Annotated in this window: 20 protein-coding genes; 1 reads left to right on the plus strand and 19 read right to left on the minus strand. The window is 45.2% G+C overall.

Annotation, left to right across the window (positions count from 1 at the left end):
* Positions 1-48: 48 nt before the first annotated feature.
* The 14 genes from Hs20B_RS05095 to Hs20B_RS05160 form a co-directional block, all read right to left on the minus strand.
* Complete coding sequence (locus tag Hs20B_RS05095) at positions 49-663, minus strand: Fic/DOC family protein (protein ID WP_172356253.1); 615 nt, start codon at positions 661-663, stop codon at positions 49-51.
* On the minus strand, positions 656-844 hold the full coding sequence (locus Hs20B_RS05100) for a hypothetical protein (RefSeq protein ID WP_172356255.1): 189 nt from the start codon (positions 842-844) through the stop codon (positions 656-658). Before Hs20B_RS05100 ends, Hs20B_RS05095 begins: the two co-directional genes overlap by 8 nt.
* Positions 845-910: 66 nt before the next feature.
* Positions 911-4,015, minus strand: a complete 3,105-nt coding sequence (locus Hs20B_RS05105) for a type I restriction endonuclease subunit R (RefSeq protein WP_172356368.1) — start codon at positions 4,013-4,015, stop codon at positions 911-913.
* Positions 4,016-4,041: 26 nt separating this feature from the next.
* A complete protein-coding gene (locus tag Hs20B_RS05110) occupies positions 4,042-5,229 on the minus strand; it encodes a restriction endonuclease subunit S (RefSeq protein WP_172356257.1) in 1,188 nt (395 codons plus the stop codon).
* Positions 5,222-6,232, minus strand: a complete 1,011-nt coding sequence (locus tag Hs20B_RS05115) for a Fic family protein (RefSeq protein WP_172356259.1) — start codon at positions 6,230-6,232, stop codon at positions 5,222-5,224. Before Hs20B_RS05115 ends, Hs20B_RS05110 begins: the two co-directional genes overlap by 8 nt.
* A 24-nt stretch (positions 6,233-6,256) precedes the next feature.
* The gene (locus Hs20B_RS05120; RefSeq protein ID WP_172356261.1) at positions 6,257-7,855 is read right to left on the minus strand and encodes a type I restriction-modification system subunit M; all 1,599 of its coding nucleotides are present in this window, start codon (positions 7,853-7,855) and stop codon (positions 6,257-6,259) included.
* 42 nt (positions 7,856-7,897) lie between these two features.
* Entirely contained in the window at positions 7,898-8,107 is a 210-nt protein-coding gene (locus Hs20B_RS05125; protein ID WP_172356263.1) for a YozE family protein, read from the minus strand.
* A complete protein-coding gene (gene msrA / locus Hs20B_RS05130) occupies positions 8,104-8,640 on the minus strand; it encodes a peptide-methionine (S)-S-oxide reductase MsrA (protein ID WP_172356265.1) in 537 nt (178 codons plus the stop codon). Before msrA ends, Hs20B_RS05125 begins: the two co-directional genes overlap by 4 nt.
* Before the next feature lie 17 nt (positions 8,641-8,657).
* Positions 8,658-9,512 (minus strand): CvfB family protein, encoded by an 855-nt coding sequence (locus Hs20B_RS05135; RefSeq protein ID WP_172356371.1) that lies wholly within the window; start codon positions 9,510-9,512, stop codon positions 8,658-8,660.
* Positions 9,513-9,651: 139 nt separating this feature from the next.
* Complete coding sequence (gene frr, locus Hs20B_RS05140; protein ID WP_172356267.1) at positions 9,652-10,209, minus strand: ribosome recycling factor; 558 nt, start codon at positions 10,207-10,209, stop codon at positions 9,652-9,654.
* Positions 10,210-10,235: 26 nt separating this feature from the next.
* Positions 10,236-10,961 carry a UMP kinase gene (gene pyrH, locus Hs20B_RS05145; protein WP_172356269.1) on the minus strand — a complete coding sequence of 242 codons (726 nt, stop codon included), beginning with the start codon at positions 10,959-10,961 and terminating at the stop codon, positions 10,236-10,238.
* A 128-nt stretch (positions 10,962-11,089) separates the two neighbouring features.
* Positions 11,090-12,277, minus strand: coding sequence for an acetate kinase (locus Hs20B_RS05150; RefSeq protein ID WP_172356271.1), 1,188 nt, complete (start codon positions 12,275-12,277; stop codon positions 11,090-11,092).
* Positions 12,278-12,341: 64 nt separating this feature from the next.
* A complete protein-coding gene (locus Hs20B_RS05155) occupies positions 12,342-13,277 on the minus strand; it encodes a class I SAM-dependent methyltransferase (RefSeq protein ID WP_172356273.1) in 936 nt (311 codons plus the stop codon).
* A gap of 139 nt (positions 13,278-13,416) precedes the next feature.
* Positions 13,417-13,905: a GNAT family N-acetyltransferase gene (locus Hs20B_RS05160; protein ID WP_172356275.1), complete on the minus strand. Its 489-nt coding sequence runs from the start codon at positions 13,903-13,905 to the stop codon at positions 13,417-13,419.
* 75 nt (positions 13,906-13,980) lie between these two features.
* Here Hs20B_RS05160 and Hs20B_RS05165 point away from each other — a divergent pair, with 75 nt between their 5' ends.
* The gene (locus Hs20B_RS05165; RefSeq protein ID WP_308780285.1) at positions 13,981-14,625 is read left to right on the plus strand and encodes a cadmium resistance transporter; all 645 of its coding nucleotides are present in this window, start codon (positions 13,981-13,983) and stop codon (positions 14,623-14,625) included.
* Between the two features lie 30 nt (positions 14,626-14,655).
* On the opposite strand, the gene murC is transcribed toward Hs20B_RS05165, so the two are convergent.
* From murC to Hs20B_RS05190, 5 genes are all read right to left on the minus strand, one after another.
* Positions 14,656-15,990, minus strand: a complete 1,335-nt coding sequence (gene murC / locus Hs20B_RS05170) for a UDP-N-acetylmuramate--L-alanine ligase (protein ID WP_172356277.1) — start codon at positions 15,988-15,990, stop codon at positions 14,656-14,658.
* Between the two features lie 72 nt (positions 15,991-16,062).
* Positions 16,063-16,680, minus strand: coding sequence for a hypothetical protein (locus tag Hs20B_RS05175; RefSeq protein WP_172356279.1), 618 nt, complete (start codon positions 16,678-16,680; stop codon positions 16,063-16,065).
* Between the two features lie 97 nt (positions 16,681-16,777).
* Complete coding sequence (locus tag Hs20B_RS05180) at positions 16,778-19,897, minus strand: DEAD/DEAH box helicase (RefSeq protein ID WP_172356281.1); 3,120 nt, start codon at positions 19,895-19,897, stop codon at positions 16,778-16,780.
* A gap of 117 nt (positions 19,898-20,014) precedes the next feature.
* Positions 20,015-20,995 (minus strand): serine hydrolase domain-containing protein, encoded by a 981-nt coding sequence (locus Hs20B_RS05185; RefSeq protein WP_228407497.1) that lies wholly within the window; start codon positions 20,993-20,995, stop codon positions 20,015-20,017.
* Complete coding sequence (locus Hs20B_RS05190) at positions 20,985-21,659, minus strand: CppA N-terminal domain-containing protein (protein ID WP_172356283.1); 675 nt, start codon at positions 21,657-21,659, stop codon at positions 20,985-20,987. Before Hs20B_RS05190 ends, Hs20B_RS05185 begins: the two co-directional genes overlap by 11 nt.
* Positions 21,660-21,742 lie beyond the last annotated feature (83 nt).

A 21,742-nucleotide genomic window follows, 5' to 3' on the forward strand; every position in this document is an offset into this window, starting at 1 on the left:
AGTCCTTCATCTGAGTAAAAAATCGCATGGCTTTCCACCATACGAATTTTATTCAGCATTTTCGAGAATCTTATCAAATAACTGTTCCAGCTTTTTCGTATCACTGTAAACAGTTCCATCCATATAAAGATTATAAATTTCATCATCGGATTCTAGTTTAATTTGTGCTTTATACCCTTTTTCCAGTGCCAACACACGAACGACTTCCCGCTGTGTTCGACCGTTTCCCTCTCTAAATGGGTGTAGATAATTTTGGTTATCCAAAATCAATGCAAGATGCCTAATAACGTCATCTCTCGTCTGTGCATTTTGATGATAATCTTTGAGCAGTGAATTCATATATATTTCTGCAGAACCAAATGCTTGCATAGCCATAAAATTATTCCCACTCTTAGAAATATTTACTTCTCGATATTGACCTGCCCACCAATACAAATCTTGAAAAATATACTGATGTATAGCTAAAATATCTTTCATACTCTGAACCTTGATAGGAAAAATATCTAATTCCAACAAGCGCATACTCACAAGTTCATACTCTTTTTCCCGTGCTTTATGCACATCTTGTATATCAAACTTATTGATGAGCACTGAAGAATTCGGGTAGGTATATTTATTATCAGGGTCAACATACTGATAAGAACTGTATTCTTTTTTAGGCATTGACAGCGCCTTTTCTAAGTTCAATCATTCGTAGCCTCATCTTCTCGATAAAGGCTACTTTCGGCTGCCACCCTTCAATCATGTTTGAACTTACTGCATACCACACGGCTTCAAAATCTGGGCGATTATCAAACTTTACGCCCATAATCGTCATTTCTTGTTTATTCACGTCTAAAGTCATTTAAATCCCCCTCCTCACTTCAATTACTTATATTATACCATTTAAAGTTATGTTCCCACACACGCTTCACTGTTTCCGCAATGGCAAAATATCGGTTTCAACCATTACCTTCAAAGCGCGGCGAATTTCTGGTTTGTACTTCAGCTTACTGACTGAATCTAGCGACTGTTCCTTATAAACAAGATAGTCGCCAGAGTCTACCACGGCATCTTCCCCGTTTTGCTTGGTGTCGCTATCTAGGTTAGCCCGCCAGTTTCTTGTCGCAAATGCTAAGTTATCATAGGACACCTGCCAGTCTGCTACAAACTTTTTCAAGCGTTCATGGATGGTCTGATCCACGATTTCATCCATCAGCTGACTCACTTGCTTGCCACGGTAGTTTTCAGGATCCATCTTGATGGCAAACCACAGATCACGCATGATTTTCCCGAGCTTAGGATTTGTCTTACTTAGCTGCGTGATATAGGTGTCAATCTTCGCTTCATCCTTTGACCCAGGCTGATAAGCGTCAGGCTGGTTGGTCGGGATAAAGGCCTGGATCACGTCCATAATAAACTGATGATTGATGGTATTCTCACTGACTTGGCGCAGTTCATATGCCACGTCAATCTCAATGCCATCATCACCCCCGCCACCATCGCCTTTGCGCCGTTTCAGCTCTTCGATAACATTGGCATACTTGCCGTTATAGGCTTCAAGCTCGTCATTTGCGATGTGAAACTCGGCTTCATAGGTGTTATTATCAAACTCCGTGTAGATCATGGCGAGTGACAGGGCTTTATCCACAGTTTGGAAGGCTTTGGCAAATAGTTGCAGGGCTTCGCTCGACGTTGTATCGCTGATTTCGATGTCATTGGGCACTAGTGCCTGTTTGCGCAAGCCGCTAATCGCCTGCGTCAGGCCTTTTTTAGCCTCAGCCCAGACAGGTGCCAAGACAAAGTTTTCACCGCCATTGGAATACATCAGCAGGGCACTTTTTACCGCCCGCTCAAAGCGTTTCGGCGTTTGAAACGTCACGACTTGCCCATAGCGCTTATAAGTATCAAAGATACGGTTGGTCCGGCTAAAAGCCTGTATCAAATCCTGCGGTGGCATGGGCGTTCTGTCGATAAACAGCGTTGACAGACACGGCGCATCAAATCCCGTTAGCAAGCGGTCAACCACGATGACAAGGTCCAGCTGATTGTCACGGCGCTGATAGATTTCTTTCTTGCGTGCCAGCCGGTCATTGATGTCAGCGTTATAGGCCCGCAACTCCTCAATCGTGAAATTTTTGTTATAGGTCTCGTTATAGTCCTTGATAGATGCTTTCATGGCGTCTTGATTTTTAGTCGAGTCTGCTTCATTTTCACTGACTGAGTAGGTAATGGCAAACTTGGGAAAGTCAGGGACGATCTTACGTGTCCGCTCAGCAATCTCGACATCCTCAAGCTCGTTGTTTTTCAGCGCTTTAAACAAGTTGTAGTATTGCTGCGCTTTTGCGATGCTTTGCGTCGTGAGGATAGCCGTGTAGGTCGCACCAGCACTCGCACCAGGGTTGTCAAAGCCTAGTTTATTGCGTGATTGATTCACGATAAACTCGACAACTTGCTTCATATGCGCCTCATCGTCATAGAGCGACGCTGGTAGCATGGCTTCTTTTTCTTCGTCGTCCATGGCAAGCATGAGCTCACGCGCCTTTTTTTCGTCTGTTTTAGGCTTCGCCATCAACAGCTTGATGACCGCATCGTTGATACTATCTTTGTCAATGGTTGACTGATAGTCGACGAGAAAACCTAGTACCGCACTGTCGTGGATGGCTTCTTTTACCGTGTACTCGTGTAGCCGCTCGCCGTACTGTGCTTGCGTCGTCACTTGCAAGCCACCTTTTGCCGTTTTGTTATTTTCTGCAAAGATGGGTGTGCCTGTAAAGCCGTACCAGAGCGACTTAGGGAAAAACTTCTTGATCTCAGACATTTTTGGCATGCTGACAGCACGGTGGGCCTCGTCAACGACAAATGCCAGATTGAGATTGCGGATTTTTTGCCATTTTGGCGTGTCCGTCTTCCCGTCCGCCCGTTTCATGACGTGGTTTAGCTTTTGGATAGTTGTCACGATCACAGAGCGGTCATTACTCGATAGATGCCGCACCAGCTCCGTGACATTTCCCGTTTCGTCGATGTCAAAGGTGTCATTTTCAGAGTAGGACTTGAAACTCGCCGATGTCTGCTGGTCTAGGTCCACTCGGTCAATGACGAAAATGGTTTTGTCGATACTCGGGATTTGCAGGAGATTACGCGCGACTTTGTAGCTCGTCAGTGTCTTTCCTGAGCCCGTCGTGTGCCAGACATAGCCCGACTGACGGTTACGGCTCGCTTCTTTGACGGCTTCAATGGCGTGAATCTGATAAGGCCGCAGCAAGATAAGCGCTTGTTTGTCGTTATCTATCACCGAATACTGCCCGACAAGCAAGTGCGCCTGCGGGATAGATAATACGGCGTCAGAAAAGGCAAACAGGTCGTTCACTGGGCGGTTTTTCTTATCGACCCAAGTCGATAGAAACTTCTCGTTTAGATGGCGTTCATCGGCGGCTGCGATATAGCGTGTGTCTGTCCCGTTTGAGACGACAAACATCTGTAAGGTCGAGTAAATACCTGAAAACTTATCCTCATGCAGGTATTTTTTGATCTGACGAAAGGCGTCCATAAAGGGATGATTGCGGTTTTTCAGCTCGATATGGATCATGGGCAGGCCGTTGATGAGCAAGGTCACATCCAGCCTGCGGTCTTGGTCGTCCACTGATGCACGATCACGCTCGACCTGATTGACGACTTCATAGCTTGAGATACCGCCCGCAATGTCGTTGTTGTTGATGACGGTCAGCATGACTTTGCCAAGCGTGGCATCCTCACGTTGTACATAGACCTTAGCAACGCCGTTTTCACCAGCAAGCCATTTCGCTGCATCAAAATAACTCGGAAAGCTTAGCGTGTTTTTGATCTGACGAAATTCGGACTCTGTCAGCATGACACCGTTCAGATGCTCCGTGTTGTTTTGTTCGATCTTTTGCTTGAGATTGGCCCACAGGTCGTCCTCCGTGCGCAAGTCCGGTCGGTAGGTCCACTGTGACACACCAAGTTCGAGACTTTCAATCAGTGTCTGCTCTAACTCGGCTTCGCTTGTATAGTTGATTGGCAATTAAGCGCCCTCCTTTCGTGTTAAATGAACATCTTTTGCAAAAATGCTTGTTTCTCTTGTTTCAAGTTGTCTAGTTCTTGTTTTTGAAGATTGATAAGGTCGTCTAGTTGTTTGAAAAATGACCCGATTTTCGTTTGTTCTTCCATGCTCGGAACGAAAATTTCGAAAACGTCTAAAAAATCTTTCTGAACATGAGGGATATTTGGTGTCCTATAACTATCATAAATAACCTGTTGATTTCGCTTTAAAAATTGATAAACGAATTGACCAACGGCGTTTGTTCGATAAGCCTTTAAAGTAGACCCTAACGCTCCGCTGAAGCCAGTATAAACAGTTCCAGCTTTTGAACCATCCCATAAAATTAACACATCAGATTCAATAACATCACTACTGCCATTTGTTAAAATTGGTGCGCCGCCATTCAATCTTTGTGTATCAAGGTATTCAACTTCTCCGCGCTCTAATTTTTCAAATTGCGCCTTGCCTTTTATTTGCTTTTCAACTGCGTCACCTAACTTACGCTGTTCCCAAGGTTCAGTAAACTCAGGAAAACGAATTTCTGGTACTATTTCACCATGTTTTGGAAACATCTTTTGAAGGTAGCCTTGTTTTTCTTCAGTTAGGCTGTCTAACTTACGCTGTTGAAGCGTGATAAGGTCGTCTAGTTGTTTGAAGAATGTACCGATTTTGCTTTGTTCATCAAAAGATGGAACTGAAATTTGAAATGTTCCATATTCCTCAGCGTTAACCCCAGGCTGACCAGAACGTTGTGACGTTATTTGAATGAATTTACTGTACCTATCAGTGAATGTGTTTTGAAAAACAAATTCTGAGTCATACTCAGGTTTGATACTTGCCTTAATTAAGAAACCTGCATAGTAAACCTTGCCGTCAGAATCCTTATAACGATAGGTTTTACCTACACTAGCACCAGTTCGAGCGAATAGAATATCACCTTGATGAAGTAAGTAATCATCTGCATTTGATAAGTCTATTTCTGGTGAAGTTATCCCACTTTGGTCGAACTCATGACTGTTATCGTCAATGTCTGTGATTCGTAAATATTTGTTTTCTCCATCGAACTCAGTCGCTGCTGCATTCAAACCATAGTTAAATCCATTTGCTAATTCTTTAAACTTCCGCTCTTCCCAATCATCACCAAACCCAGAAAAACGTAAACTTGGCGCTTTTTTATTTTTGTCACTCATGTTCTTCTCCCGTCTTTACCCGATAACGGCGCCCGCTGCGCTCACCTTTTTGCTCTAACACGCCTAGGCTCACCAACTTTTGCAGGTGACGGCGCACGGTGGCGCTTGTCTTGCCTGAGAGGGCTACGACTTTTGCGGCGGCAAACCAGTCTGTTGTTTGTAGCAGTGTTTGCATACTTCCCACAAACTGTCGCTCAGTTTTTGAGAGCTTATCGCTCGTTTTATCGCTCAAAATATCGCTCATTTTATCCTGCGGGTATTTTTTTAAGGTTTCATAGATGGCATCCAGCATGAACTGGATAAAAACCGCCGAGTCATTTTCTTGATCTGCTTGCGCAAGCACTTTGTAGTAGGCTGCTTGGTGCTCATAGATGATGGTTTCAACTGGTAGCCAAGCAAACAGCGGCTGCCAGTTTGATAGTATCAAAGACTGCCACAAACGGCCCATGCGCCCATTGCCATCTGCAAAAGGGTGGATGGTTTCAATCTCAAAATGCACCACGGCACTCACAATCAAGGCAGGATCTTGCGTACTTTTTGCCCAGTCAAATAGACTGTTTATCAGTCCTGGCACAAACTGTGGCCGCGCGCCTGGATGGATCAAGCGGTTGTTTTGGTCAAACACACCAACATCGCCAGTTCTAAAATGCCCCGACTCACGCACTAGGCCCGTGGTTAATAACCCGTGCGCCCGTAAAAAATCATCGACCGAAAACGGGTCATAGTCCATGATGACGTCATAGGCCTCATAGGCATTTTTGACTTCTTTTATCTCTTGCGGATCGCCTAGGACACGCTGCCCGTTTATAATCGCTGTCACTTGCTCAAAGCTCAGTGAGTTTTGCTCAATGGCAAGTGATGACTGAATGGCGCGCAAGCGATTTTCACGGCGCAGATGTAGATTGCGCTCGTACGTCACGTTTAAGCGCCCAACTAACTCTGATATATCGACAACCCGTGAGATGATGGCGCTTGTTAGCGTAAAAGGTGGTTTGTCTACCATTTTTCCCTCATTCTTTTTTAGTGATTATTGCCCCAGCCATGCTTTGAAGTTAGCTAGATTTGTGTCATGCCCATCTGCACTGACAAGCTCGTTTACTTGATTTAACAAGTCAGCTTTTACCGCAGCAATCTCCGCATCCACATCAAGCAAGTCTTGCCCGACTTTTGCGAGGTCGATCGGCGCTTCTGCCTCAAAGGTATCCACATAACGTGGGATGTTCAGGTTAAAGTCGTTTTCTCTTATCTCATCAAACGACGCCAGATGCGCTAACTTATCCACGTCTTTTTTGGCAAAGTAAGTGTCTAGTATCTTTTGCAGATGCGCGTCTGTCATGGTGTTTTGATTTTTACCCTTGACGAACTCTTTTGACGCATCGATAAAAAACACATCTTTATTTGAGCGATTTTTCTTTAAGATAACGATGGTCGTGGGAATGCTGGTATTATAGAATATATTCGCTGGTAAGCCGATAACGGTATCAATGGCACCCATTTCCAGTAATTTGGTGCGGATCTTGCCTTCTGCAGCGCCACGGAACAAAATCCCGTGTGGTAGCACGATTGCCATAGTACCACTGTCTTTCAGGTGATAGTAACCATGCAACAAAAAGGCATAGTCAGCTTTTGACTTAGGTGCGATGACGCCATAGGTAGAAAAGCGTGGGTCCTGTAAAAATCCTGCGTCCGCGCGCCATTTTGCCGAATAGGGTGGGTTCATCAAGACGGCATCAAAGTTTGTCGGTTCCTCGACAGGCCAGTCGCCGTCTAGGGTGTCGCCATTGCGCAGGAACTGGTTACCCGTTTGGACGCCGTGCAGCAGCATGTTCATGCGGGCGAGGTTAAAGGTTGAGGTGTTTAGCTCTTGACCGAAATAGTTGATGGTGGCGGGTTCATTGGAGTATTTTTTAGCATTTAGGAGCAGTGAGCCTGAGCCCATTGTCGGATCATAGACGCTAAAGCCTTTTTGGTCTGCTTTGCCATGCAAGACGGCTTGCATCATGAGATGTGCGACGGGTTGCGGCGTGTAGAACTCGCCTGCTTTTTTGCCCGACTCAGAGGCGAACTGCCCGATGAGATACTCGTAGGCGTCGCCTAGTGTGTCTCCTGATGTGCTGATCACGTCTAGCGGTGCGATGGTTTTCATGACGTCAGCTATCGTCTGGTTTTGCTTGTTTAGGTTGGTGCCGAGCTTACGTGAATACAAATCAATGTCTTCAAACAAACCTGCAAAGTCTGCACTAGCCCGCTCAATATCCGCAAAGCCCTGCGCCAAGTCTTCTAACTGGAATTCGCTCGCATTGATCTTGTTTACCAGTGCGGCAAAGGTCAAGTCTGGTTTTAGGATATAGGACAGCTGATCTTTCAAGCCGTCGATCAGGTCTGACTGGATATCCAAGTCTGCATAGGCCGTTTCATAGTTTGTCTGTGCTTCAAAGATGTCAGCTGGCGTTTCTTCTAGGAGGTCATTTGCCTCGGCTAATAGCTGATCTGACAGGTACTTGTAGAAGATCAAACCTAGTAAGTAATCTTTGTACTCATTTGCGTCCATTTTTGAGCGCAAGACGTCGGCTGCGTTCCAGAGCGCTGTTTCTAGTGTTTTCGTTGCTGTTGCATTCTCTGCCATTTTAGTGGCTCCCTCGCTATTTCGTTTTCTTCGTCATTATCATCATCTCAGCAAATACTGCTCCCAGATCTCATCGAACTTTGATAGATTAAAGCTGAAGTTTGCGTGTGTTTCTAGGTAGCTTGAAATCTCGTCAAAGTCTGAGGATTGTTTGGGAAATGTCGTGTCGTCATAGACGAGATTGGCGAGTTTGGTGATGTCGTCGACCTCTTTATAGGCGCGGTGTTTCATCAGAAAGATGTAAAAACTCATGATTTTTCTCCCCTATCTCCCCATTGCTGCGCCAAAAAATCGTGTCTGATGCGTGCGCTCAGCGCATAGCGTTCAGGATTTTTCTTGTAAAAACCTTGATGGTAGCTTTCTGCCGACCAAAATGGCTGGCTAGGCTCAATCGTGACCACGATTTCTTTATCGCCAAAGTGCCCCGACGCCTGCAGGGCTTTTTTGCTGTCAATCGCTGTGTGCTCCTGCACGTCATTGTCATAAAAAATCACGGGACGATAGTTGTCGCCACGGTCCTCAAACTGCCCAAAAGCGTCCGTCGGATCCGTCAGCGTCCAGTAAAGCGCCACCAGCTTTTCATAACTGATCTGATCACGGTCAAAGATAATCTCGACGGCTTCGGTGTGTCCTGTCGTGTGGCTGAGCACGTCTTCATAGGTCGGATTTTCCGTCGTGCCACCCGTGTAGCCACTCGTCACACTGAGAATGCCAGGCAGCTCTTCAAAAGGCTGGACCATGCACCAAAAGCAACCACCAGCAAATATCGCACGTTCTTTTGTCATATTTTCTCCTGTTTTGTTTAAGTCAAGCTTGTACCTGCTGGGCTTTGCTTGATTTTTCCTTGTTTCATCAGGCCTCCCAGCGCTTTTTTGAACTGACCTTTTGAGATGGCAAATGTCGCTTTGATCTCGTCAGGCGCCGACTTGTCGTTAAATGGCATGCTGCCACCTTGCTGCTCTAGGTAGGTCAAGATCAGCTGTGCATCGGCGTCAAGCATCTCATACGAGCGTGGTTTTAGGCTGAGATTGAGCGTTTTATCAATCTCACGATAACCAATCACGCGCACATCAAGCTCTTGCCCCAAACGTGGCTCAGAAAAGCGTTCATTTGGATGGATAAAGCCTAGCATGTTATTTTCAGGTAGATAGACAAAGGTGCCTGAGAGTTTGTTACGGTAAACAATGGCTTTCAAGTTCTGATTTTGCATGTTATCATAGGCTTTGCCAGCCATCTGAACAAAGGTTTCAGGATAGGCAATCTCCCCCCAAATCCGATCTTTACTGTCAACATCGAGTTTGACATAGAGTTTATCGCCTTTTTTGGGCCAGAGCTCTTTTAGCTCGGGCAGGATGTCAAGTGACACAACCACGTCTTTTTCAGGAATGGCGACATCTAGAAAAACGCCCAGATCTTTTCGGACATCTGTGACCGTGCCCCAGCCGTAGGTGTCTCGTGTGGCTGCAGGCGTTGTTAGTGTCAGGCGTTGTTTTCCGGCTTTATCTGTGTAGGCAAAGCCTGTCACGTCATCACCAAGCGCAAACTCGCCTTCTGATTTTGGTAGTCTGAAAATCAGACCATCTTTTTGGATATAGTAGTTTTGCTCGTTTTCATCGGTGATTTTCCCAGTGATAACTGTCGCCATTAGCTCATTCATTTCGTTCATTGTCTTATATCTCATTTCTATTTGTTTCTGGTTGATTTTTAGTGTGTGTTCTTAGTTTATAATTGTTTATATTATAGCATAAAAAAAGGCTTCACGCCTTTTATTATCATTCTTCTGCTGGTTTTATTGCTCAGACTGTCAGCAGTTCTTCTTCTTTGTTTGCTGTGTGTTTGTCGATTTCTTTGACGGCGTCATCAGTCACTTTTTGGATGTCTTTTTCGAGTGATTTCAGCTCATCTTCTGTGATTTCTTTTGCTTTTTCAGATTTTTTGGCGTCATTCATGGCATCTTTGCGGATATTACGCACGGCAACTTTGCCACCTTCAGCCGTTTTCTTCACTTCTTTTGCCAGTTCTTTACGACGATCTTCGGTCAATGCTGGAATCACCAAGCGGATGACATTGCCATCTGACTGTGGGTTAATGCCCAGATCACTCGCATTTAGCGCTGCTTCGATGTCTTTGATGACTGTTTTGTCAAATGGTGTCACAAGGAGCACACGTGCCTCAGGCACTGAGATACCTGCTAGTTGATTGAGCGGTGTTTCAGCGCCGTAGTACTCGACTGTGATGCGGTCAAGCAGGCTTGCATTGGCACGTCCTGCACGAATGCTACCAAACTCGCGTTGTAAGCTTTCGATAGACTGTTGCATGCGCGTTTTTGCGTTTGTTACGATTTCGTTTGCCATGATAGTATGAGTATTCCTTTTCTTGCTTATTTTTGATTTGAAACGGTTGTCCCGATATTTTCACCGAGGACGACACGCTTGATATTGCCAGGTTCGTTGAGATTAAAGACGACAAGGTCGATGTCATTATCCATTGATAGTGAGCTTGCCGTTGAATCCATGATTTTAAGGCCTTGTTTGAGCACTTCGATATGTGTCAGCTGGTCAAATTTGACCGCATCCGCGTCTAACTTAGGATCGGCATTGTAGACACCATCCACACCATTTTTAGCCATGAGGAGTGCTTCAGCCTCGATCTCAGCGGCTCTGAGCGCTGATGTCGTGTCTGTCGAGAAGTAAGGCGAGCCAGTCCCTGCGCCAAAGATGACGATCCGACCTTTTTCCAGGTGACGCAGCGCACGACCACGCACGTAGGGCTCAGCCACTTGTTGCATGGTAATCGCTGTTTGCACCCGTGTATCCACGCCAATCTGCTCAAGTGAGTCCGCCATGACAAGTGCATTCATCACTGTGCCAAGCATGCCCGTGTAGTCAGCCTGCACGCGATCCATCCCTGCTTCGGCAGCAGGTTCCCCACGCCAGAGATTGCCACCGCCGATGACAAGTGCAATCTCAACGCCAGAATCATGTACTTCTTTGATTTCTTTTGCGATTGTTTGCACAGTTTTGATGTCAATACCGACACCACGATCACCTGCGAGTGCTTCTCCGGAAAGTTTGATCAGAACACGTTTATATTTGACTTGGGACATAGTTTTACCTTTCTCGATTCACTTGACTGCTTTTATCTAGTCTACTTTACATCTAATCTATTTTACCACAAAATGTTGGCATTTAGAAAAACTCGAAAGATTTTTTCGAGTTTGTGCGTTTTCCGCCTTTATTGGCTCAGTTTTTCAACGTCACGCGCGATGACAAGCTCTTCATCTGTCGGGATAACAAGGACTTTCACCTTGGCCGCAGCTGTTGAGATGATGCCGTCAGCACCGACGATATTTTTACTCTCATCAATATCAAGGCCAAACCATGACAGACCATCCACAATCGCTTTTCTGACGGGACCTGAATTTTCACCGATACCCGCTGTGAAAACAACCGCATCAGCGCCATTTAAAACAGCCAGATATTGTCCGATATATTTTTGGATGCGATTGATAAATAAATCAAACGCAAGCGTCGCTTTTTCATCACCTTCTTCGCGGCCTTTGAGGATGTCACGCATATCTGATGAACTACCAGAAATACCAGCAAGACCTGATTTTTTATTGAAAATATCAATCAGTTCATTGACGTCCGTGATGCCAGTTTTTACCATGATATACGGTATGATAGACGCATCAAGATCGCCTGTGCGTGTGCCCATCATCACGCCAGCAAGCGGTGTAAAGCCCATCGACGTATCAACTGACTTACCGCCGTCAATGGCAGTTAGGCTGACGCCATTGCCGATATGCGCCGTGATCAGTTTCAGCTCTTCTGGAGCTTTGCCGAGGTACTCAGCTGCTTTTTGCGACACGTACATATGGCTCGTGCCATGCGCACCATACTTGCGGACGGCATATTTGTCATAGTAGTCGTTTGGCACGGGATAGCGGTAGGCGACAGGCGGCATGGTTGTATGGAAAGCCGTATCAAAAACAGCGACGTGCGTGGCATTTGGCAAGAGTGCACGGAAAGCGTGGATCCCAGCAGCATTGGCTGGATTGTGGAGCGGTGCGAGTTCCGCCAGATTTTCGATCTGTTTGGCAATCTCGTCTGTAATCAGGACAGAGGATTTGAAAAGCTCGCCACCCGCGACAACACGGTGCCCAGTCCCAGTAATCTCAGAAAAATGGTCGATAATCGCAAGTGATTTTAGATCATTCATGAGGATGGCAACGGCTTCTGTATGGTTGTGAATATCCTTGACCGTCACGTGTTTGTCCCCGTCAAAGCTGACTGATGACACCGACTCAGGCAGTCCAATGCGCTCAATTAGCCCTTTAGCAATAACTGTTTCTGCGGGCATCTCATACAGCTGCCATTTGAGACTTGAGCTTCCTGCGTTGATTGCGATTGTTTTTGACATATCTGTGGTTTCTCCTATTTTTTTGCTAGTATTTTGCATTTTCTTGAAAACGCTTACTACCAAATTATAGCATATTTTTGCGAAACTGTGCCATGAAATTTTGCACGATTTCTGGATTGGTTAGGCTGGTAAGTGGAAAAACAAACGGTGCTTTCGTTTGGCTGGCTTTTTGTAGGATAAAGATCGCCTTTTGGTTATTTTCCGTGACAATGTCAGCTGGTAGCGTCACAACTGCTGCCACTCTTGCATAGTCCAGCAACCATTTTTTTAGCAAATCAGACTGGGCGCTCGACAGGAGATCGCTCGGCGCGATAAACACGGCATAACCACCGTCTTTGAGGTACTTAAAGCCCTGCGCCATGAGAAGATGGTGGGCATAAGTGTGCTCAGTCGCACTCGCAACCTTGGAGCGGCTGGCAACAGCGTCATCTGGATAGTAGCCAACAGGCAGGTCGGAAATCAAAAAATCAACCGGCTCAATCACCTGCGGGCGCACGGCATCAATCTGGAGAAACTTGGCATTTGTGCCCATGACGTCTGCAATGCTCGCCGACAAGTCAATCATGAGGTCATCCAGCTCAAAACCGGTATAGTCGATTTCTTTATCGAGCAGACCAGTCAGTAGGGTTTCAGCGAGATTCCCCGTGCCAGAGCCGAGCTCTAAGATGGATAGCGCCGTTTTAGGGTGCAAGGTCTCGATCATGAAGTTGATGATGTAGCCAATCGCATCTGGTGTCAGCTGATGATTGGGCTGGAGTTGCATGTCTTTAGCGCCTTTAATCAACGCAAACTGGTAGACTTTTTGCCAGTCGCTTTTTGTGAGCGAAAGTGCGCGCAATTTTTCGTTATTGCCACGGACTGCATCAAGCTCAGCACGACCAAGATAGCCGACATTTTGTTCGATCAGCGCATCATAAAAATGCGTAACTAAGTGTGTTTCTAAAAGTTGTACGTTTGTAAGGACGAGCCCGAAAGCCGTCTCAATAGTTGCCATATTCATAAATGTTATTATACCATAATCTATTTTAAGGTTAGTTTAAGCTTTAGTCGTTATACTATATTTATTCCTAAAATATTTTTCATAAATAACTCCCTTTTAGTAGCCGAGATTTCCAACTCGGCTATTTTTTCGTCCTTTTTTAGGCGTTTTCCCAAACCATATCATACCAGACGGCACCGCCGTGGGCTGATTGGGACTTGCCGTCATTGACAAAGCCGTGCTTTTCATAATAGGCGATCAGATAGTCATGGCAGGTCAGATTTATCCCGTCACGTTTTTGCGCTTTAGCCGTTTCTTTTAGGGCTGCAATCAGCTGTGTGCCGACTGACTTGCCTTGAAACTCAGCATCCACAGACAGACTTGTCACTGCGATAAAGCCACCATTTTCAGGATTTTTGACAACTGTCTCAAACAAGTCGTCTGTTAAGTGACGGGCGTTGACCGCAGGCCCTTCGATGTAGCCTGCCACGCGCCCATCATCTGTTTGCGCTACTAAAAATGTATCTGGGATTTTTTCGATGCGCGCCGTCATCGCTTCAAAGCTTGCTGCCTCTTCTTTTGAGAAATTTTCTGTTTCGATACGATAGACGTCGTTTAGGTCTGCTGCGGTGACAGTTCTGATTTTCATGGTTCTGCTCCTTTATTTGTTCGTTAGTAAGTATGATGCTATAATTATAGCATACTAGAGGTTTGGAGATTGATATTGGCAACTTTTTTAACAGCAACCGTCCTTTACTGGTCAACAGCGGTCGATTTACTTGTGATTTTGATGATGTTATTTTCAACCGTTAGGCGGGATAAATGGCGACAGATCTACCTTGGGCAGTTTTTAGGGTCTATTGGGTTGATTGTGATTGCACTGTTTTTAGCCTATGTTTTGCACTTTGTGCCAGAGCCTTGGTTACTTAGCTTTCTTGGCTTGATTCCTATTTATTTTGGCGTCAAAGCCTTGTTTTTTGACCATGATGAAGATGGGAAAGAAGATGAAAATAGCGACAGCCATGAAGAAAGTGAAGTTGAAGAGGCACGTAACTTACTTATAAAGCACAAGGATAAACCACTTACTCTAACCGTTGCGCTGATTACTTTTGCTTCTTGTGGAGCTGATAATATTGGGTTATTTACGCCATATTTTATCACACTGACAGGTTCCAAGCTTGTTATGACGCTGATTTTATTTGTCATTTATATCTTTTTGCTGATTATTTTGGGGAAATGGTTTGCCAAACTGCCACCTGTGGCACGATTCATGGAAAAGTATGCTGAAAAAACTGTCGGGATTATTTATATTTTGATTGGCATCATGGTGCTCGTCGAATCTGGTACTATTTCGCATTTTATCGGCTAAAAAGTCGCTCTGTTGAAAGAGCGACTTTTTTTATTGGACGTTATTTGTCAGTTGCGATAGCAATGTTTCAAAGGCATACTCGTATTTTTGAATGTCGCCTGCGCCCATGAAGACATAGACGGCATTATCATGGTCTAAGAGTGGTGAAACGTTATCAACCGTGATGACTTTGGCTGGTTTTTCAATCTTTGCTGCCAGATCTTCGACCTTGACATCTCCGTGGTCGACCTCACGGGCGCTGCCGTAGATTTGCGCCAGATACACGGCATCCGCCTGGTTTAGCGATGTCGCAAAATCGTCAATCAAAGCGATAGTTCGTGTGAAAGTATGTGGTTGGAAGACAGCCACGATTTCCTTGTTAGGATATTTTTGGCGGGCTGCGTCAACCGTCGCTTCAATCTCAGTTGGATGATGGGCAAAGTCGTCGATAATCACTTGGTCACCAATGAGCTTTTCAGTAAATCTGCGTTTCACACCGCCAAATGTCGCCATGTGCTTGGCAACTTCCTTGTCATCAAGGCCACCTTGATGTGTGACAGCAACGACCGCAAGGGCATTGAGCACATTGTGCTTGCCATATGTCGGCACGGTGAATTCACCGATTTTTTCATCGTGGAAATAGGCGTCGAATTTTGAGCCTGACGTCGTCCTAGTCACGTTTCTCGCGATATAGTCATCCTGATCAGTAAAACCATAGCGATAAATCGGTGCTTTGGCTGTCAATTTTTGCAGGTACTTGTCATCGCCGTAGACGAAAATGCCCTTGCTGACTTGATTGGCGTATTCCTGAAAGGCATCAAAGACGTCGTCAATACCCGTAAAATAGTCCGGATGGTCAAAGTCGACGTTGGTGATAATGGTGTATTCAGGATGATAAGGCAGAAAATGACGTTCATACTCGTCAGACTCAAAGACGAAAAATTGACTTTCAGCTGAGCCACGACCAGTACCGTCACCTATCAGATACGACGTATCTGTCACATGGCTCATCACGTGTGCCAGAAGTCCTGTTGTTGACGTCTTGCCGTGCGCGCCAGCGACACCGATAGACGTGAAACCTGTCATAAATTGACCCAAAAACTCATGATAACGCGAGTACTTGTAGCCGTTTTTATCGGCGTAGGCAACTTCAACGTTGTTGTCGTCGCGAAAGGCGTTACCTGCGATGAGCTCAACGTCTGGCGTGATATTTTTCTCGTCAAATGGCAAGAGTGGGATGCCTGCAAGCTCAAGACCACGCTGGGTAAAGTAGTAGTCTGTCGAGTCTGAGCCTTGCACTTTGTGCCCCATTTGGTGCAACATCAGCGCAAGCGCAGACATGCCTGAGCCTTTGATTCCGATAAAATGATACGTTTTTTCTGCCATGTTTCCTGTTGAGCTTGACTGGGTCAGCGGCTCATCCTTCCTGTCTCTTTGCTTTTAGTCAGCTTAATCTGCTTAGTCAACAATGTCAAAGCTGTCACGATTACTGTGTTTACTTGCAAAATAATCTTGTTCAGGTGCGTCAAAAAGTGAGCTACTACTTCTTTGTGCAGCTGCTTTATCAAATCCTGCGAGAGCCTGTCCACTCAATGAGTGCTGGGCTTTGACGACTTTTTTATTTGCCAAATCACGAATGCCAAGCTCATCAGAAGACGCACGCTCTAGTGGATTGACATAGGGTTTGACTGGTTTTGGTGCAACAGCATTTTCACGCGCGCGTTTTTTAGCTTCTTCGACGTATGATTTTTTCTTAGGTGCTTCATCAACTAGAGGCATCCGAGAGTTGGTGCCAAGCGGGCGCTTGCCTGCCGTGGTTGGTGTCTGACGACGGCGTTCAAAGTTATCCGCTGATTGACCTTGTGCTGCTGTTTGCGTTTGCTGACTTGCTGTATTGGCAGCATTTGTCGCTTGCTGCGCTTGATTACCAAAACGCTCTGTTTGCGCATCTGGATTTCTCGTCAGAAACTGCTGATTGGTCATAATGACACGGTTATCTGGCGTCAGAACGGCATCGTCAGGGATGATTGGAAATGTGACTTTATGTCGATTATTTTGTGGGTAAGAATTTTCCATATGGATTGGGCCTTGCTTTCACTCTTATTTACTTCGTTCTTTTATTATACCAAAAACTTGGCAAATAATCTTTGCCGTCTGAGATTTGCCTGAAATACTATAAACCAAGGATAGACTTCATCTCATCTTCGGTGATGGCACTCTCATCGGCACCGCCGTCAAGAACGGTTGACACCATGTCACGCTTGCTGTCTTGCAAGCTCATGATGCGCTCCTCGATAGTCCCGCGGGTGATCAAGCGAATCACTTCGACCGTTTTAGTTTGCCCCATGCGGTGAGCACGCGAAATTGCCTGCTCTTCGACTGACGGATTCCACCACAAATCTATCAAAATGACAACATCAGCAGACGTCAGATTGAGCCCTGTCCCGCCTGCTTTTAGTGAGATGAGAAAGGCATCTCGCGAGCCAGCGTTAAAGGCCTTGACCATCTTCATGCGATCACGGTTTGGTGTTGAGCCTGTCAGCTGATAACTCGAAATGCCTGCTGCTTCAAGCTCTTTTTCAATATGCGGAAACATCTTACGAAATTGCGAGAAAATCAGCGGTCTGTGACCAGAATCCTTGATTTGTTGTAGGAGTTCGGCTAGGCTTTTCAGCTTACCTGAGGTGCCTGTGTAGTCGTCCATGAAAAGCGCAGGGGTATCGCAAATCTGACGCAAACGCGTAATCCCTGCCAAAATCTCGATTTTTGAGCGTGAAAACTCATAGTTGTTCATACTTCTGACGCGGTTTTGGATGGCTTCTAGCTGCGCCAGATAGATGATTTTCTGTGGCTCATCAAGCTCGCTATACTGGATCATCTCAAGCTTGTCTGGTAATTCTAGCAGCACTTCTTCCTTGCGACGTCGCATGATAAAGGGTTGAATCATGCGTGAAATGGCGTCATGTTTGAGCTTACGGAATTTTTTGCGATCGCCTAAAATCCCAGGCATGATAATCTGGAAAATCGCCCAAATTTCATCAACACGATTTTCTATCGGTGTTCCTGATAGCGCAAAAATATGATCAACTTTCAGATGCGACAAGGCTTTATTTGTTTTAGAGTTAAAGTTTTTGACGGTCTGCGCTTCATCCATGAGCAGATAGTTCAGACCAAGGCGTTGGTAGTTGTCCTCGTCTTTTAGAAAACTGCCGTAACTTGTGATGAAAACTTGCGTTTCTTTGTCATTCAAATGCTTGACACGCTCGTCTTTTGAGCCGTCAACAACTGTTACTTTGATTTCTGGTGCAAACTTTTCAAACTCGCTCAACCAGTTATAAATCAGGCTCGATGGCGACACAATCAAGGCAAACTCACCAGCTGCAAGGTTGCTCGCGAGATAGGTAATCGACTGTAAAGTTTTTCCAAGCCCCATGTCGTCAGCCAACACGCCACCCATGTGATAGGTGCTCAGCATATTCATCCAGCGCACGCCATCTTCTTGATACGGGCGCAACTCAGCTTGAATGCTCTCAGGTTTTGCATAAGCAAAGTTTTCTGGGTGTGTCAGATTATCATAAAGCTTGTTGAACTTTTCTGAAAATGAGACACTATTTGCATCGTCGTCTGAAAAAATCTTAGACAGCTGGAAGGTTTTAAAAGCAGGAACCGATATTTTGCCGTTTGAGACTTGAACAGTATCTGACATCTCATCCAAAACGCGTTTGACTGCATCAAACTGGTCATCCAGCATGATGAGTTTTCCCTCTGATGTCACATAATAGCCTGCATTTGCTTGCAAGCGTTCGACAAGGTCGGCAAATTCATTTTCAGGGACATGTGGCAGATCAAAACTGATGTCCAAAAGGCCACCGTTCTGATCAATATCAACGTCAAAGTTTTCAGTAATCTGCAGATTTTGAACCGCTTCTGACAAGCTGACCTGACCTAATCTTGCAAATTCTGGTAATATTTTCGTAAAAAAATGGTAAATCTCATCGCCTTGCGGTCGTGGCACCGTGGTCTCAAAGCCACGTGAAAAGCCGATGCGCCTCGTCAAATCAAAAATCTGTTTTTCCAAACGCAAATCACGTGAGAATGCTACCGTTTCAAGCTCTCTGAACTGATTGATCTCAAAATCACCATAGTCAAATGTGATCGTCAGACGCAAAAAACGGTCCAGATCAAAGTGGAATTTCGGCTCAAATGAGCGAATTTTGAAAGAATTCGGCGCATCGACATAGCCGATTTTTTCGAAAATCTGCAGCGCCTGTGCGAGTTTATCCTTGTCATCATAGTCAAAATTGATGATTCGCGTCCCGTCAGAAATAGTCGGCACACTCGAAAGTTGCTTGATAATCTCAAGCTGTTCAGGCGTCAAAGTATAGAAAACGTGATCGTCATAGACAATCTCGCCGTCGTAGAGCACCTGACTTTTTTGCGTTTTGATCGACAACTCAATCATGTCATCAAGCGGCTTGATGAAAAAACGATAGAGATCGCTCTCATCAGACAAGGGCAAAACACTAAAATACTTAACTGATTTTTCAGCGATTTTCATCGTGAAAATAAGCGGCTCAATCACGTTCAAAAACTCTGGCAATAAGCCAGCTTGTGGCACAAAATAACGGCCCATTTTTCGATAAAGATTTGACTGCGCAATCTCGTCATGCGAAGGTGTGATTTTCAGCAAAAAATTCAGAAAATCCTGACTCGCTGCATCAAAATGCGACAATACAACAGGCACGTCATATTTGGTGCCAATCTGATAGGTGCCAGCATTTCTGACGACATGGATAAAATACGGGATGTCTTTGATGATATAAGGGCGCGAAACGCTTGCCATATGTATCTTTAGCGTGACTGCAAGTGCATCGTCTCCGTAGTAAAATTGTGTCATGGACTTGGTATCAGAAATTTCAATCTCTAAGCTCAGACTATCTGCTGTATTGTCCCATTTGTCGTCATTGATGCGCGCTAAGAACTTAGCTGACTCCTGCAACTCAAGCGATTTTTCGACTTCTGCTTCAAAAGCTTTTTTCTCTTCTTCAACAGCTTCTATGTCTGCTTTTTTAAGATATTCTTCGACGGCTGCGATGTGCTTACAATAGCGCTGATTTTTTTGAAAAACGTCACAAAAACACAGGTCATTTTGCCCGTCAAGGTCATAAACGACTTGCTGGCCGTCAACGTCTGCTTGTAGCCTCATTTCGCTGATTGACACATCTGTCATCAGGCCTTTTTCAAAAAGTTCTGCGCCCTCCGCGCGGATTCGCGCTGGCATCATTCGACTCATATTTTTATCCCGTCTTGGCGGACGTTGCCGTCCATGAATTTTGGCACTATTATATCATGTTTCCTGAAAAATTTCAAGATTTTTCTGCGTTTTTCATTATTTCTGACGCATTCTGATTCATTTTTCAAACATGGCAACAAATGCTTGGATCAATCTATCACGTTCGGCAATCCATTTTTGTCGCTCATCACGCAGATGCACCCGATTTGACAGGAAAATCACGGCTTCTTTTGTCCGCAGATTGAGCAGGATAAAAGTCCCAGTGTAGCCGGTGTGTAAAAGCCAGGAAATCTCGCTATTCTCAGTATTTTCAACATTGTCATAAATGTCCCAAGCCAAGCTGCGACGTTTCCCATCTTCAAGTGTAAAGTCAGACAGCAAACTCAGATAACGCGCCTCTGAAAAGTAGCCCTGGCAAAACTTTGCGAGATCGTCAAGGTCAGAAAATAGACCCGCCGATCCCGTGTGTACGCCCAGCACCTGCGCTTTCGGATCATGCACAAGGCCACGTGGCAGTTCCCAAGCCGTAGGCACGGCACCCTCACCAGAAAAGCTCGTGTGTGTCATCCCAAACGGTACAAAAATCCGCTCTGAGAGAATCACATCAAGCGACTGCGAAAAAATCGTTTCCAGCATAAAGCCAAGCAAAATAAAATTCACATCAGAGTAATGAAAAGACTTGTCAGACGTGACGTTTACTTGATTGAGTGCGGCACGTAACTGTACAGCATCCATCTCATTACGCCCTTTGATAAACGGATCAATGCCCGATGTATGTGTCATAAGCTGACGAATCGTAACAGCACCGCCCATAAACTCAGGATAATAGTCCGTCAGAAGACTATCAAGCGACAGACTTCCTGCAAGGATCAGGTCAAGCACGACAGTCCCTGTCCCCACGACCTTGGAGACACTTGCCAGATCATAGCGTTCGTTAGGCATGAGCGGATGTGTCTCAGGCTTTATCTGACGGTTGCCAAGCGCATATTTTGTGACCACATCATCTGAGACAATCGCAAAAGAAGCACCTGGGAAAATCCCAGATGCTATATATGCCTTGATCAGGTCAAGCACGCTAGACGTCAGTTTATTTGACAAACCAAAGCTCCAAGTTCTGTACGTCTTTAACCGTTAAAATCTTGCCTTTTTTATCCACATAATAATCCAGACCTAGTGCGTCAAGCTGGTCAGAAACCGTTGCTAAATCAATGCTCTCAGGGACACGAAACTCAAGGATTTCCAAGTCCCACACCCCGTCAGGATTCGCCGTCAAGTCCTCTCCAGACGATGCAAAATAGCTGATTTTGCCAAATGGCAGTTTAACTGTGTCATTTTTTTCAGTCAACTCAAAGCCTTCGACGTAAAACGCCAAGCTGTCTTTGACATTTCTCGTATTGAGTTGCACGTCAAGAAGCGTCACATCGTCAGATTTATCAGTCTTGCTTGCGGGTACGATTTCAAACAGGTCCCCTTCTGGCGATGTTGCTTCAAAGCCTTCTGTAAATTCTGGACTTGCAATAACAAGCTTTCTCAGCTTTTTATTGCCCACAACTGCACGTGTGCGCATACTTGGTGACTCTTCCAAAATCAAGCGTGCATCGTCTGTTGTCTTGGCCGTTTTTGCACCCAAAATCGCTAAGGCATTTTCCTCTGAGATGACTTTTAACCCCAAAGTTTCCGTATAAAACGCCAAGTTCAAATCACGATTATTGACCCGAATCACTGGCACCATCCGCGTCACATTTTCAAAAATTGTCTTCATTTGTCTACTTCTCTCACTTCTTTTAAGCTCATTCTCTCTCTATTATAGTCACTTCTTTGCAATATTACAAAAATTTTGTGATA

The organism is Pseudolactococcus insecticola (genome assembly GCF_011170065.1).
GTDB classification, from domain to species: Bacteria; Bacillota; Bacilli; order Lactobacillales; family Streptococcaceae; genus Pseudolactococcus; species Pseudolactococcus insecticola.